We start from the raw sequence: 14,956 nt of genomic DNA on the forward strand, positions 1-14,956 counted from the left end.
AGGCTCGGAACAGGGGGAAGGGTCCGGGACCACATTCCATCATGCGGTCCCGGACCCGTCCATCATTGGTCGTTGCTCACCGTGTGGTGAGGCCCCTACGGCGTCGGGGAGACGGTGATCGATCCGTCCTTGATCCCGGCTGCGGCCTCGTCGACCTGGGCGGTGATGTCATCGATGTAGCCACCGGAGGTGGAGTATCCGACACCGTCGTCGGCCAGGGTCAGGGTGATCGCACCGGCCGGCGCCTCGCCGTCGGCGAAGGCCTTGATGTAGTCGAAGACGGCCGTGTCGATGCGCTTGAGCATCGAGGTCAGGATGATCTTCTTCTGGCCCTCGCTGGCCGAGAGGTACTGGTCGGAGTCGACCCCGATCGCCCAGTTGCCCTCGCCCTTGGCCTCGACGGCCTGGAAGACACCCAGTCCGGACTTGCCGGCCGCGTGGTAGATCACGTCGGCACCCTTGTCGAGCTGGCCCTCGGCGGCGGTCTTGCCACCGCTGGGGTTCTCGAAGCCGGTGGCGCCGTCGTTGGGGTCCTCGGTGAGGTACTGGATCTCGATCTTGATGTCCGGGTTGACCGAGCGGGCACCCTGGACGTAGCCGGCCTCGAACTTCTTGATCAGGTCACTGTGCGTGCCACCGACGAAGCCGATGTGGTCCGCTTCGGTCTTCAGCGCCGCCACCACGCCGACGAGGTAGGAGCCCTCGTGCTCGGCGAAGGTCAGGTCGACCAGGTTCGGCAGTTCCTGGCCGATCTCGTCGTCGGCGCAGCAGAAGAGGCTGTAGCCGTCGATCACCGCGAAGTCGGTGTCGGGGAACTCCTTGGCCACCTCACGAGCGGCAGGGCTGTAGATGAAGCCGACCGCGATGACCGGGTTGTAGCCCTGCTCGGCCAGGGTGCGCAGGCGCTCTGCACGGACCGTGTCGTTCTCGTTCTCACCGGCCTTGGCCTCGATGCAGGACGCGTCCAGCTCGTCGAGCGCCTTCTGCATGCCCGCCCAGGCGGAGTCGTTGAAGGACTGGTCGCCGCGACCGCCGACGTCGTACGCCAGGCCGACCTTGGGACCGTTCCCTCCTGCGCACGCCTCGGAATCGGACTTGTTGTCATCGCTGCCGCAGCTGGTCAGCGAGAGTGTCGCGACGAGCGCGAGGGCTGCAATCTTCGCCAGTTGACGCAAGGCGCCTCCTCATGTCTGGGCGCCGGGCCTGGCGCACGATCTTCAGCAGCACACTAGACCGCGTCGCGGACCGCGGCCACCAACCGCGCGCAACCGTTACCGGGCGGTTACCTGAGCGGGGTCTCCCGGCCGTCATCCAGGGCAGCCAGGGCGACCTCGGCGAGCAGGGCTGCGGCGATCGGGAGGGCTCCCTCGTCCACGCGCAGGTCGCCCTGGTGCAGGTCGTACGTCGGTCCGCCCGGGCTCCGGGTGCCGAGCCGGGCCATCGCCCCGGGCACGTGCTCGAGGTACCACCCGAAGTCCTCGCCGCCCAGGCTCTGCAGGGTGGGCGCAACGCCCTGTTCGCCCAGGACCCGCTGGGTGGCCCGGGTGAAGAGCATCGTCGCCTGGTGGTCGTTGACCACGGGGGGTACCCCGCGCACGTAGACCACCTCGGCCTCGACGCCGTACGGCGCGACGATCTGGTGGACGCACTCGCGGACCAGGTCCTCGGCCCCTGCCCACGCCACCGCGTCGAGCATCCGCACCGTGCCGGCGACATGGCCGGTGGCCGGGATGACGTTGTGGGTGGCTCCGGAGCGGATCATGCCCCAGACCACGCTGACCCCGGCGCGGGGATCGAGTCGGCGCGAGAGGATCGCGGGCAGTTCGGTGATCAACTTGCCGAGCGCGAAGGTGAGGTCCTCGGTCAGGTGCGGGCGCGAGGTGTGGCCGCCCTTGCCGACCAGGTGGACGTCGAGCGAGTCCGCGGCGCCGGTCAGCGCCCCCTCGCGCAACCCGACCTGGCCGACGTCCAGGGTGGGGTCGCAGTGCAGTCCGAAGATCTTCTCCACGCCGACCAGTGCGTCGCGTGCCACCAGTTCCAGTGCTCCCCCGGGCATCACTTCCTCGGCCGGCTGGAAGAGCAGCCGGACCCGTCCGGGGAGCAGGCCGTGGGCGTGGAGTTCGCCGAGCACCAGCCCGGCGCCGAGCAGCGCGGTGGCATGGACGTCGTGGCCGCAGGCGTGGGCGACGCCGGCGACGGTGGAGCGCCACGGGTCGTCGGTGCGGTCCTCGACCGGGAGCGCGTCCAGGTCGCCACGCAGCGCGATGCAGGTGCCGGACTCGCCGACCTCGGCGAGCAGGCCACTGCGCGGCAGCCGGCGTACCCGCAGCCCGGCCTGTTCCAGCCGGTTCGCGATCAGCTCGGTGGTGCGTGCCTCGGACCAGGAGAGCTCGGGGTGCGCGTGCAGGTCCCGGCGGGTCTCGATGAGTTCCGGGGTGTACTTCTCGATCAGGCTGGCGACCAGCTCACGCGCATCCGACATGGTTCCTCCACCTTATCGCCGAGGCGGCACGTGTTGACGCCGTACGACGTCGAGGCGGCGTCAATTGACGCCGCCTCGACGCGAAATCACGTCAAGCCGTGCCGTCTCGGCGCTCGTCGTACGCCGCGAGGATCCGGTCCGCGGCCTCGGGCGCGGCGATCTCGCCGGCCAGTACGTCGTTGCGCACCTGGTCGCGGATCGCAGCCACGCCCGGTGAACGGCGCAACCGCTCGGCGAGTTCGTCGCGGACCAGGGCCCAGGTGAAGTCGAGTTGCTGGTCGGCACGCTTGCGGGCCAGGCCTGCCTCGCCGAGGTGGTCGCGGTGGTCGATGATCCGTTGCCAGACGTCGTCGACACCGACATTGGTCAGGCCGGAGGCGGTGACCACCGGCGGTGCCCACTCACCATGGCCCTGGACCATCCGCATCGCACCGGCCAGTTCGCGGGCCGCGACCCGGGCATCGGCCTCACCGGTGGCGTGGCCGCCCTGGTCGTCGGCCTTGTTGACCGCGACCACGTCGACGATCTCCAGGATGCCCTTCTTGATGCCCTGCAACTGGTCGCCGGTGCGGGCCAGGGTGAGGAAGAGGAACGAGTCGACCATGCCCGAGACGGTGACCTCGGACTGGCCGACGCCGACGGTCTCGACCAGCACCACGTCATAGCCGGCCGCCTCCAGGATCAGCATCGCCTGGGTGGTGGCCCGGGCGACGCCGCCCAGGGTCCCGGCCGAGGGCGAGGGACGGATGTAGGCGCCCGGGCTCGCCGACAGGCGCGGCATCCGGGTCTTGTCCCCGAGCACCGAACCGCCGGTGCGCACCGAGGACGGGTCGACGGCCAGCACCCCGACCTGCTTGCCCTGCTCGACCAGCATCATCCCGAGCGACTCGATGAAGGTGGACTTGCCGACCCCCGGGACGCCGGAGATGCCGACCCGGACCGATCCGCCGGCGTGCGGGGTCAGTCGGGCCAGGAGGTCGCGCGCCGCAGTGCGGTGGTCCGGACGCGATGACTCCACCAGGGTGATCGACCGGGAGACGGCCGCGCGCCGGCCAGCGAGGACACCCTCGACGAGGGCGTCGACGTCCACCTGGCGACGCGTCCTTGCTGCCGACATCAGGACGACAGCTTCTCCAGCAGGTCCAGCGCCGATTCGGCGATGACGGTGCCGGGCAGGAAGACCGCGGCCGCCCCCATCTCCCGCAGGGTGGGTACGTCGTCCGGCGGGATCACGCCCCCGATGACGATCATGATGTCGTCACGGCCCAGGTCTGCCAGCGCCTGCTTCAGCGCGGGCAGCAGGGTGAGGTGGCCCGCGGCGAGCGAGGAGACCCCGACGATGTGTACGTCGGCGTCGACCGCCTGCTGCGCGACCTCCTCGGGCGTGGAGAAGAGCGGGCCGACGTCGACGTCGAATCCCATGTCGGCGAAGGCGGTGACGACCACCTTCTGGCCGCGGTCATGCCCGTCCTGGCCCATCTTGGCGACCAGGATGCGGGGACGGCGTCCCTCCGCCTCCTCGAACTCCTCGGTGGCGGCGATGACGGCATCGACGGCGGCGTTGCCGCCCTCGGCTGCTTCGGATCGGTACACACCGCTGATGGTACGGATCACGGCCTGGTGGCGGCCGTAGACCTTCTCCAGTGCCTCGGAGATCTCACCGACGGTGGCCTTGGCCCGGGCCGCGTCCACGGCCAGGGCGAGCAGGTTGCCGTCCAGGGATCCCTTGGCCGCGCCGCGCTCGGCGGAGTTGGTCAGGGCCTCCAGGGCGGCGTCGACATCCGCCTGGTTGCGCTCGGCGCGCAGCCGTTCCAGTTTGGCGATCTGCTGGCGATAGACGTTGTCGTTGTCGACCTTGAGCACGTCCAGCGGGTCCTCGGCGGCCAGGCGGTAGGTGTTGACCCCGATCACCTGCTGGGCACCGGAGTCGATCCGTGCCTGGGTGCGGGCGGCGGCCTCCTCGATGCGCATCTTGGGGATGCCCTGCTCGATCGCGGCGGCCATCCCGCCGGCCTTCTCCGCCTCCTGGATGTGCTGCCAGGCGCGGGCGGCGAGGTCGTGGGTCAACCTCTCCACGTAGTAGGAGCCGGCCCACGGGTCGATCACCTCAGTGGTGCGGCTCTCCTGCTGCAGCAGCAACTGGGTGTTGCGTGCGATCCGGGCGGAGAAGTCGGTCGGCAGCGCGATCGCCTCGTCGAGGGCGTTCGTGTGCAGCGACTGGGTGTGCCCCTGGGTGGCGGCCATCGCCTCGATCGCGGTCCGGCCGACGTTGTTGAAGACGTCCTGCGCGGTCAGCGACCAGCCGGAGGTCTGCGAGTGGGTCCGCAGCGAGAGCGACTTGGGGTTCTTCGGTTCGAACTCGCGCACCAGGCGTGCCCACAGGGCACGGGCGGCGCGCATCTTGGCGACCTCCATGAAGAAGTTCATCCCGATCGCCCAGAAGAAGCTGAGCCGCGGCGCGAAGGCGTCGATGTCGAGCCCGGCGTCCAGCCCGGCGCGGATGTACTCCACCCCGTCGGCCAGCGTGTAGGCCAGTTCGAGGTCGTTGGTCGCCCCGGCCTCCTGGATGTGGTAGCCGGAGATGGAGATCGAGTTGAACCGCGGCATCTTCGCTGCCGTGTAGCTGAAGATGTCGGAGATGATCCGCATCGACGGCGCCGGCGGGTAGATGTAGGTGTTGCGGACCATGAACTCCTTGAGGATGTCGTTCTGGATGGTCCCCGCGAGCTGCTCCGGCTTCACCCCCTGCTCCTCGGCAGCGGCGATGTAGAGCGCGAGCACCGGCAACACGGCGCCGTTCATGGTCATCGAGACCGACATCTCGTCGAGCGGGATGCCGTCGAAGAGGACCCGGGTGTCATAGATCGAGTCGATCGCCACGCCCGCCATCCCGACGTCGCCGCGCACCCGCGGGTGGTCGGAGTCGTAGCCACGGTGGGTGGCCAGGTCGAAGGCGACCGAGAGGCCCTTCTGGCCAGCAGCCAGGTTGCGGCGGTAGAAGGCGTTGGATTCCTCGGCGGTGGAGAATCCGGCGTACTGGCGGATCGTCCACGGCTGCGTGGTGTACATCGTCGGGTAGGGGCCGCGCAGGAACGGGCTCAAGCCCGGCCAGGTGTCGAGCGCGTCGAGGCCGGCCAGGTGCTCGGGGCCGTAGACCGGGAGTACGTCGATGCCCTCGGGGCTGGCCCAGGGTGCACCGCCGGTCGGCAGGGAGCCGGACGGGGCGCCGCCGTCGAGCGGCAGGCCGGCGAAGGAGTCAGGGATGCTCATGCGAGGTGCTCCCGGGTGGTGTTGAGGAAGGTGAGGGCGTCGACGCCGACAGCAGCGGAGTCGTCGACCAGGTCGGCGGCGATGGTCTTCTCCCCCGGCTTGCCGGCCAGGATGACGTGGCGTGCGCCAGCGGCGCGGAGCTTCTCGACCGCCTCGGCACCCCATGCGGCGTACGTCTTGTCCGCACCGGCCAGGCAGACCACCGGTTGACCGCCGTACGCCGCGACCAGTTCGTCGGCGTCGGCCGTGGCGCCGGCCTGCTCCACCGCGACCCCGCCGGCGGCGAAGAGGTTGCTGGCGAAGGTGGCCCGCGCGGTGTGCGCGGCGATCGGCCCCAGGGTGGCCAGGAAGACCGGCGTGGTGGCGGGCTCATCGCGCAGCGCCTCGAAGGCGGCGCCGTAGCGGCGTACGTCCGTGCTCGGGTGCGGCGCCCGCTCGGGCAACTGCTCGGCCAGGTTGGGGAACTCGCTGATCCCGGTCAGCGGCCGCTTGCGGGTGGCGACCTGCGCATCGCGCTCGGCGACCACGGCCTCGACCCGCGCCAGCAGCGAACCGTCCTCGAGGGCGGCCTCGATGCCACCGGCCTCTTCGATCCGGCCGAACTCGGCCCAGGCTGCCCGGGCCAGGTCATTGGTCAGCTTCTCGGTGGCATACGAACCGCCGGCCGGGTCGACCACCTTGGCCACGTGCGATTCGGAGATCAGCAGCGAACTGGTGTTGCGGGCGATGCGTCGCGCGAACGCGTCCGGGACGCCCAGGGCCGCGTCGAAGGGCAGCACGGTGACCGCGTCCGCACCACCGACACCGGCGGCGAAGGCAGCCACGGTGGTGCGCAGCATGTTCACCCAGGGGTCGTACTTGCCCATCATCGGCCGCGAGGTGACCGCGTGCTGCCGCTGGCCACCGGCCTCGGGCGCGGCGCCGGAGAGCTCGGCGACACGGGCCCACAGGCGGCGGGCGGCGCGGAACTTGGCGATGGTCGGGAACTGTTCGTCGGTGGCCGCGATCCGGAACTCGAACTGGGCCAGGGCGTCGTCCACGGAGAGGCCACCGGCCACCAGGTGGCGCAGGTACGCCGCACCGACGGCCAGCGTGTAGCCGAGCTCCTGGGCGTCCGATGCACCAAGGTCGTGCAGCGCGGTCCCGTCGACCACGACACCGAGCACGCCCAGTGCGCGGGCCTTCTCCACGAGCACGTCGAGCAGGTCCAGGGAGACCGCGCCCTCACCGCGCACCCGGGCACCGATCGGGTCGGCTCCCAGGTTGGTGGCCTCGTGGGGTCGTACGCCGCTCGCGGAAATCACCGCAGCGAGCGCCTCGGCGGCGGCGACCGGGTCCTCCGGCGCGTCCATGATGACCGGGGCGAGGTCGAGCAGGACCCCCTCGAGCGCGCCGGCGATGCCATCAGCGGGCAGGTCGGTGCCGACCTCGAGCCACAGCGAGGTGGCGCCGTTCTCCAGGTCGGTCAGGAGCGCCTCGTTGAGGTCCTTGCCGGCCAGGCCGTAGATCCGCGGCCGGATGTCCCAACCGATCTCGGGCTTGGTGGCCAGGCGACCACGGGTGAAGGGGGCCTCGCCGGGTGCCCCGGTCGCCGGCAGGTCGGCAACGGCGTCGAGGGTGCCGATCGGCGCCACCTCGATCCCGTCCAGGGTGGTGCGGGTCAACTTCTCCCAGACCGCCGAGTCGGGGGCGTCGTCAGCCAGCTGTCGAGTCTTGCGCAGCACGGCCGCGGTGGCCTTCTCCCAATCCGCGGCGGAGTGCTGGTCCTCGGATCCGGCCAGGCTCAACGAGTCCTGGGTGTGGTCCGTGTCTGGGCCAGAAGTCATGGTTCGCACAATAGGGAAACCGGGCCGTCTCGGCCACTCGATGTGAGATCTCCCATCTGGTGGACACCTGCCCGGCAAGTTTGCAACTGCCGGGCACCGGGGCAGGATGGCGCGCCGTGAAGGTCAGGGACCCGCAGGGACAGGCATGGCGAGTCAGCCGGCGCTGGGTGCCCTGGCGTCGACACTTCAGGGGGTTCTGGGACCTGTGGCCCGCCCGGCTCCATCTCGTCGACGAGAACCCCATCGTTTTCGCGCTTGCCCTGATCATGGTCGTCCTCTTCCTGATCCCGTTCCTGCTCTTACTCACCGCGTGCGTGGTGGAGTGGGTGGCGCGCACGATCGTGATGCCGTTCTGGTTGCTGGGTCGAGTCTTCTTCGGCCGTCCCTGGATCGTCGAGGTCCGCAAGGGGTTCCAACCCTGGTTCGAGATGCCGGCCGGCAGGTTCCGCGAGAGCCGCCAGCCCATCGCAGCGATCGGTGACGCGTTGGGCCGCGGTGAGATCCCGGTCAAGAACGTCATCCGCAGCACCTGGAGCATGTAGGACAGGATGTCCGCATGGGCGGCGCACACTCTCACTCATCGGTTCCCCACGTCGAGGTCGGCACCTTCCCCCGCCTCGCACTGGTCGGCGGGCTCGGGGTCCTTGCCCTGGCCACCCTGGTCGGGCTCTTCGTGCTCTGGCCCAGTGGGGACGACCGCCCGGCAGCTGCCCAGTACGCCGCGGAAGGCACCACGTTCCCCGAAGCAGAAGTGGTCTCCGTCTCCGAGCCCTGCCCGGTCATCATTGCCGACCCGACCGCTCCCGCCGGCAGCGGCGAGGAGTGGCCCGAGCACTGCAACGAACTGACCGCCTCGGTCGACGGTGAGGAGGTCCTCCTCCAGGTGCCACCGTCGGTGGCCAAGTCCGGCCTCCGGCCGGGTGACACCGTGAAGCTGGCCCGGACCCCGACTCCCGAGGGATCAGTGATCTATGGCTGGGTCGGGGCACAGCGCGACTTCCCGCTCGGGGCACTCCTGGTGGTCTTCGTGGTGGTGACCCTGGTGGTCGCCCGCCTGCGTGGGTTCATGGCGCTGCTCGGCCTGGTCTTCGCCGGATTCGTCGTCGCGAAGTTCATGCTGCCCGCGCTCCTGGCAGGAAGTTCCGGCATCGGGGTCGCCCTGGTTGGCTCCAGCGCGATCATGTTCGTGGTGCTGTACCTGACCCACGGACTGTCGATCCGGACCAGTACGGCGCTGGCCGGCACCCTGATCGGGATCGCCCTGATCACGGCGATCGGCATGTGGGGCGTCCACGCGGCCAGGTTGAGCGGGGTCAGCGACGACAGCGAGTTCCTGATGCTGCACGCGCCGGACCTCAATTACCAGGGGCTGCTCACCTCAGCGGTCATCATCGCCGGGCTCGGCGTGCTCAACGACGTGACGATCACCCAGTCCTCCGCGATCTGGGAACTGCGCGCGGCCGCCCCGGCGATGTCGCGCCTGAAGCTGTTCACCAGCGGGATGCGGATCGGACGCGACCACATCGCCTCGACGATCTACACCATCGTCTTCGCCTATGCCGGGACCGCACTCGCCGTCCTGTTGCTCCTCGCCCTCTATGAACGCCCCCTCCTCGACACCCTCACTGACGAGTCGATCGCGGCCGAGGTGATGCGCACCCTCGCCTCGGCGATCGGGCTGGTGCTGGCCGTGCCGGCGACCACGGCGATCGCGGCACTCACCGTGCCCGGAGCGACGGACCCCGATGTTGTGACCGATGAGTAACCGGACGAATCTCACACCACCTAAGGCTCACCTTCGCTGACCAGAGCGCTCAAGGAGGGGTAAGTTGCCCTTCGTGGCAACTCCGACTCTTGTGAAAGGCAGCCGGTCGACGCGATCCACGATCGCGCTGAAGCTCCTGATGGCCGTCACCGGCCTGGTCTTCATCGGCTACGTGCTGCTCCATATGTACGGCAACCTGAAGGTCTTCGCCGGCCAGGAAGCCTTCGACACCTACGCGCACCACCTGCGCACCTTCGGTGAGCCGATGCTCCCGCACGAGGGGCTGCTGTGGATCGTCCGGGTCGTCCTGCTCCTCTCGATCATCGGCCACGCGTACGCCGCGTTCACGCTCTGGGCACGTGCCAGCAAGGCGCGGACCCAGAAGTACGCCGTCAAGAAGGCGGTCGCCGCGACGCTGAGCTCGCGGATGATGCGCTGGGGCGGCGTGGCGCTGCTCCTCTTCGTGGTCTTCCACCTGCTGCACCTGACCACCCACACGATCAACGTCAACGGTGACCCGGAGTCGCCGTACGAGCGCGTGGTGAGCTCGTTCCAGCCCGAGCAGTGGTGGGTCGCGGTGATCTACCTGCTCGCCATGTGCGCCCTGGCGATGCACCTGCGCCACGGCGTGTGGAGCGCCTGCCAGACGATGGGCCTGACCAACTCCGCCAAGAGTCGCGCCCGGGCCAACTTCGCCGGCGTCTTCCTGGCCGTGGTGATTGCCGGCGGCTTCGCCCTGGTCCCGCTCTCGATCCTCACCGGCATCGTCGACTGAAGGCTGATATCCGAACATGACTGAAACGCTGACCAACACGAGCGACGCCGCCGGCTTCTTCACCGTCGGTGACGACATCGCCGACACCAAGGCCCCGGCCGAGGTCCCGGTGCCCCAGCGGTGGGAGGAGCGGAAGTCCCACGCCAAGCTGGTGAACCCCGCCAACCGCCGCAAGATCAAGGTGATCATCGTCGGCACCGGCTTGGCCGGTGGCGCTGCTGCTGCCACCCTCGGCGAGGCCGGCTACCAGGTGGAGAGCTTCTGCTACCAGGACTCTCCCCGCCGGGCCCACTCGATCGCTGCCCAGGGCGGCATCAACGCGGCGAAGAACTACCGCAACGACGGTGACTCCGTCTACCGGCTCTTCTACGACACGGTCAAGGGTGGCGACTTCCGCTCGCGCGAGTCGAACTCGTGGCGCCTGGCCGAGGTCTCGGCGAACATCATCGACCAGTGCGTCGCCCAAGGTGTTCCGTTCGCCCGCGAGTACGGCGGCCTGCTCGACAACCGTTCCTTCGGTGGCGTCCAGGTCTCCCGCACCTTCTATGCGCGTGGCCAGACGGGGCAGCAGTTGCTGATCGGTGCCTACCAGGCGCTGGAGCGCCAGGTAGCTGCCGGCACGGTCACCACCCACACCCGCCACGAGATGCTCGAACTGATCGTGGTGGACAACGTCGCCAAGGGCATTGTGGTGCGCGACATGGTGACCGGTGAGATCGAGACCCACCTCGGCGACGCCGTGGTCCTGGCCACCGGTGGTTACGGCAACGTCTACTTCCTCTCCACCAACGCGATGGGCTCCAACGTCACCGCCGCGTGGCGCGCCCACCGCAAGGGTGCCTACATGGGCAACCCCTGCTACACGCAGATCCACCCGACCTGCATCCCGGTCTCCGGTGAGAACCAGTCGAAGCTGACCCTGATGTCGGAGTCGCTGCGCAACGACGGCCGGATCTGGGTGCCGAAGAAGAAGGAAGACTGCGGCAAGGACCCGCGCGAGATCCCCGAGGAGGACCGCGACTACTACTTGGAGCGGATCTACCCGGCGTTCGGGAACCTGGTCCCCCGTGACATCGCGTCCCGCCAGGCCAAGTACATGTGTGACGACGGCCGCGGCGTGGGCCCCGAGGTGGACGGCGTACGTCGTGGTGTCTACCTGGACTTCGCCGACGCGATCAAGCGCCTCGGGCGTGACGCCGTCGAGGCCAAGTACGGCAACCTGTTCGACATGTACCAGCAGATCACGGCGGAGAACCCGTACGAGGTCCCGATGCGTGTCTACCCGGCCGTCCACTACGTGATGGGTGGCCTGTGGGTCGACTACGACCTGGAGAGCAACGTCAAGGGCCTCTTCGTGGCCGGCGAGGCGAACTTCTCCGACCAGGGCGCGAACCGCCTCGGTGCCTCGGCGCTGATGCAGGGCCTGGCCGATGGATACTTCGTGCTGCCGTACACGATCGCCAACTACCTGGCCGACCCGGGCGAGCGGATCGACGAGTCGCACCCGGCCGTGGTCGAGGCCCGCAAGGATGTCGAGGAGCGGATCAACCACTTCCTCACCACCAACGGCACCCGCTCGGTGGACAGCTATCACAAGGAACTCGGCCACATCATGTGGGAGTACTGCGGGATGGAGCGCACCAAGGAGGGCCTGACCAAGGCGATCGGGATGATCCGCGAACTGAAGGCGGACTTCTGGGCGAACGTCAAGGTCCTCGGCACCGCGGACAGCCTGAACCAGAGCCTGGAGCGGGCCGGCCGCGTGGCCGACTTCCTCGAGCTCGGCGAACTGATGTGCATCGACGCGCTGAACCGGCGCGAGTCGTGCGGTGGCCACTTCCGCGCGGAGTCGCAGACCCCGGACGGCGAGGCCGAGCGCATCGACGAGGAGTTCGCCTACGTCGCCGCCTGGGAGTGGGGCGGCGAGGACGGCCACATGCCCGTCCTGCACAAGGAATCCCTCTCCTACGAAGCCATCGAGATGAAGGCACGGAGCTACAAGTGAAGATCACCCTGAACATCTGGCGCCAGGCCAACCCGACTGCCCAGGGCTCGATGCAGAAGTACGAGTTGGACGACGTCTCCGAGGACATGTCGTTCCTGGAGATGCTCGACCTGCTCAACGAGAACCTGAACGAGCAGGGCGAGGACCCGGTCGCGTTCGACTCCGACTGTCGCGAGGGCATCTGCGGCATGTGCTCCCTGATGATCAACGGTCAGGCGCACGGCCCCGAGGTCACCACGACCTGCCAGCTCCACATGCGCTCGTTCAAGGACGGCGACACGATCACCGTCGAGCCGTGGCGGGCAGAGCCGTTCCCGGTCCTGAAGGACCTGATCGTCGACCGGTCGGCGTTCGACCGGATCATCCAGTCGGGTGGCTACATCTCGGTCAACACCGGCTCGGCCCCCGAGGCCAACAACCTGCCGGTCGAGAAGGCCAAGGCGGACCGCGCGTTCGACGTCGCCACCTGCATCGGTTGCGGCGCCTGCGTCGCCGCCTGCCCGAATGGCTCGGCCTCGCTCTTCCTGGGCGCGAAGATCACCCACCTCGGCGAACTCCCCCAGGGCCAGCCGGAGCGTTACACCCGCGTGGTGGACATGGTCGCCCAGCACGACCACGAGGGCTTCGGTGGCTGCACCAACATCGGCGAGTGCACCGCGGCATGCCCCAAGGAGATCCCGCTCGACGTGATCTCCCAGCTGAACAAGGACCTGCGCACCGCGATGCTGCACGGTCACTGAGAACCACCTTCCCTGAGGGGCGCCCGGCCAGGCCGGGCGCCCTCAGGCATTTTGCATCCAGCCGGCGCTACCGCTCCCCCACCGTGGCTCCCGGGCCACCACTACGCGCGTGGCCCAGGTGGGCCAACTCGCCGTCTACTCGGTCCGATCGGGCCGAGCCCCCGATCTTCTCGGTCCGATGGGACCGAGCCTCCCCGTGTCTCGGCCCGATCGCGCCCCACCGTGTAGTGCTCATCGAATCAGTCCTGGCGGCATCGGGGCGGAGCCAGTCCATGGGGGCTCCATGCAACAACGAACGTGCTTTCCACGCTCCTGTCCACAGGTGGCGCCGACTGTGCCCACACGGCCGCCAACCTGTGCTTAGCGTTGTGCCCCTCCAGACCCAACGATGCAGGAGGCCATGGCATGGATCCGTCCCACTCCCCTGTCGTCAGCGCTCGGGAAGCGGCTGAGTTGCTGGCGATCACCGACCTTCCCCGTACGTCGATCCGGCGCGCGCTGACGGCCGGCGTCGCCGGGCATCCCGTGCGGACCCGAGGCGCGCTGCTCTACGCCCGCCAGGACGTCGTGGCGCTGGCACAGCCACCGCTCACTCTCGACGACCTGCCCGAACCGGCCAACTACGGCACCTTCGTGGCCCGCCTCCGCTTCGGCCTCGCCGACGACGTGCGGTTCCCCGACGGGCTCCCCGAGGACGACCGCCGCAGCAGCGTCTCGCCGGGCTGGCAGATGGGCTGGCTGACGTGTGTCACCCTCGAACTGTTGGCACGCAAGGAGAAACCCATGCCGATGCTGGCCACCTGCGGCGGCTTCATCGTCGCCGGCGCAACCATCCTGGGGGCCCACGCCGAGTCGGGGCATGGTTCCGCGGCCCTGACCCTGGGACCGCCCGGCCCGTGGTACGCCGACCTGCACCACCGCGTCCTGCGTACCCCACCAGGACGTCCCTGGACCATCCTATGGGCGCGCAAGGCGTCCCGAGCTGCCTGACGAGCGGTGCGCCCGGACGTCAGCGCCGGGTAAGGCGCCGTACCAGGGCCACGAACCCGAGCATGGCACCGCCACCAGCGACGAACGCCACTGCGGTCTCCGAGGCATTCTGTGGGGCCACGGCCGGGGCCTCCCCTGCCTTGCGCCGGCGCGCCCGCTCATTGCGCTCCTCCGACCACGCACGGTGGCGCCTGCGGCGCTCCAGTTCGTCGCGGTGGAGCCGTGCCGCGGGTGCGGTGTGGGCCCACGATGCGGCGTACATGACCACCCGGGAGAAGTAGTTGATCCAGACCACCAGGATCAGTGCGATCCCGAACGCCTGGAACGCCGGCTGGTTCTTCGTCGACGCCATCAGCAGCGTGGAGAGCTGCTTGAGCACCTCGAACCCGATCGCCCCCAGCAACGCGCCGGACCACAGCGGCTTCCGCGGCAGGTCCGGGTTGGCCAGCAGCCGGAACAGCGCATAAAAGAGCACCGCACTCGCACCGAGCCCGACCACTACAGACAGCCCGGTCAGCAGCGGCGACAGTCCGACTCCGAGGCCGACCAGTTCCAGCAGTTCGCGCGAGAACCGCGAGATCACCCCGGAGACGGCGACACTGAGCACCATCACCACGCCGATCAGCCCCAGCGAGACCAGGTCGCGGAGCTTGCCGACGACGAAGTTCGGCTGGGCCCGGGCAGGTGTCTCGAAGACCACCAGCAGGGCCTCACGCATCCCGGACAACCAGCCGAGGCCCGCATAGATGACACCGAGGAGACCGATCAACCCGATGGCGCCGGCAGCGCTCTGGATCGATTCCAGCGAGATCTGACCCTCGGCCTCCCCGATCATGCCGGGCAGCACCGAGTCGAGCGCCTCGGTCAGGTTCTCCTCCGCCTCCGGCCAGACGCGCGAGACGTAGCCGACGGAGAAGAACCCCAGCGCCAGGATCGGGAAGAAGGAGAGGAAGGCGAAGTAGGTGACCGCACCGGCCTGCAGGTTGCCCTTGACCTGCCCGAAGTGCTCCTGCATCCGCACCAGGTGGTCGAAGAAGGGACGACGAGCGCGCAGCTCGCTCACCTTCCCGGTCAGTCGTTCCTTGAGGGAAGCCACGGAATCA

Annotated in this window: 12 protein-coding genes; 6 read left to right on the plus strand and 6 right to left on the minus strand. The window is 69.0% G+C overall.

What is annotated here, in order from left to right; genetic code table 11:
• Nucleotides 1-95: 95 nt before the first annotated feature.
• The 5 genes from Q9R27_RS08410 to Q9R27_RS08430 all read right to left on the minus strand — a co-directional run bounded on the left by Q9R27_RS08410 (nt 96) and on the right by Q9R27_RS08430 (nt 7,578).
• A complete protein-coding gene (locus tag Q9R27_RS08410; protein ID WP_311251913.1) occupies nt 96-1,175 on the minus strand; it encodes a BMP family ABC transporter substrate-binding protein in 1,080 nt (359 codons plus the stop codon).
• Nucleotides 1,176-1,282: 107 nt separating this feature from the next.
• Nucleotides 1,283-2,482 carry an amidohydrolase gene (locus tag Q9R27_RS08415; protein WP_311251914.1) on the minus strand — a complete coding sequence of 400 codons (1,200 nt, stop codon included), beginning with the start codon at nt 2,480-2,482 and terminating at the stop codon, nt 1,283-1,285.
• Nucleotides 2,483-2,573: 91 nt separating this feature from the next.
• Nucleotides 2,574-3,599, minus strand: coding sequence for a methylmalonyl Co-A mutase-associated GTPase MeaB (meaB, locus tag Q9R27_RS08420; RefSeq protein ID WP_311251915.1), 1,026 nt, complete (start codon nt 3,597-3,599; stop codon nt 2,574-2,576).
• Nucleotides 3,599-5,752 carry a methylmalonyl-CoA mutase gene (scpA, locus tag Q9R27_RS08425; protein ID WP_311251916.1) on the minus strand — a complete coding sequence of 718 codons (2,154 nt, stop codon included), beginning with the start codon at nt 5,750-5,752 and terminating at the stop codon, nt 3,599-3,601. Before scpA ends, meaB begins: the two co-directional genes overlap by 1 nt.
• The gene (locus Q9R27_RS08430) at nt 5,749-7,578 is read right to left on the minus strand and encodes a methylmalonyl-CoA mutase family protein (RefSeq protein WP_311251917.1); all 1,830 of its coding nucleotides are present in this window, start codon (nt 7,576-7,578) and stop codon (nt 5,749-5,751) included. The genes scpA and Q9R27_RS08430 overlap by 4 nt, the downstream gene beginning before the upstream one ends.
• 116 nt (nt 7,579-7,694) lie before the next feature.
• On the opposite strand from Q9R27_RS08430, the gene Q9R27_RS08435 reads away from it, so the two are divergent.
• The 6 genes from Q9R27_RS08435 (at nt 7,695) to Q9R27_RS08460 (ending at nt 13,853) form a co-directional block, all read left to right on the plus strand.
• Entirely contained in the window at nt 7,695-8,120 is a 426-nt protein-coding gene (locus Q9R27_RS08435) for a hypothetical protein (protein ID WP_311251918.1), read from the plus strand.
• Between the two features lie 14 nt (nt 8,121-8,134).
• Complete coding sequence (locus Q9R27_RS08440; RefSeq protein ID WP_311251919.1) at nt 8,135-9,343, plus strand: YibE/F family protein; 1,209 nt, start codon at nt 8,135-8,137, stop codon at nt 9,341-9,343.
• Between the two features lie 73 nt (nt 9,344-9,416).
• Complete coding sequence (locus Q9R27_RS08445; RefSeq protein ID WP_311251920.1) at nt 9,417-10,118, plus strand: succinate dehydrogenase cytochrome b subunit; 702 nt, start codon at nt 9,417-9,419, stop codon at nt 10,116-10,118.
• 16 nt (nt 10,119-10,134) lie between these two features.
• Nucleotides 10,135-12,123, plus strand: a complete 1,989-nt coding sequence (locus Q9R27_RS08450; protein WP_311251921.1) for a fumarate reductase/succinate dehydrogenase flavoprotein subunit — start codon at nt 10,135-10,137, stop codon at nt 12,121-12,123.
• Nucleotides 12,120-12,863 (plus strand): succinate dehydrogenase/fumarate reductase iron-sulfur subunit, encoded by a 744-nt coding sequence (locus Q9R27_RS08455; RefSeq protein WP_311251922.1) that lies wholly within the window; start codon nt 12,120-12,122, stop codon nt 12,861-12,863. Before Q9R27_RS08450 ends, Q9R27_RS08455 begins: the two co-directional genes overlap by 4 nt.
• A gap of 405 nt (nt 12,864-13,268) precedes the next feature.
• Complete coding sequence (locus tag Q9R27_RS08460; protein WP_311251923.1) at nt 13,269-13,853, plus strand: hypothetical protein; 585 nt, start codon at nt 13,269-13,271, stop codon at nt 13,851-13,853.
• Nucleotides 13,854-13,872: 19 nt separating this feature from the next.
• Here the strand turns inward: Q9R27_RS08460 and Q9R27_RS08465 are convergent, their stop codons facing one another.
• Complete coding sequence (locus Q9R27_RS08465) at nt 13,873-14,949, minus strand: YhjD/YihY/BrkB family envelope integrity protein (protein WP_311251924.1); 1,077 nt, start codon at nt 14,947-14,949, stop codon at nt 13,873-13,875.
• Nucleotides 14,950-14,956 lie beyond the last annotated feature (7 nt).

The organism is Nocardioides sp. AE5 (assembly GCF_031844485.1).
Classification (GTDB): Bacteria; Actinomycetota; Actinomycetes; order Propionibacteriales; family Nocardioidaceae; genus Nocardioides.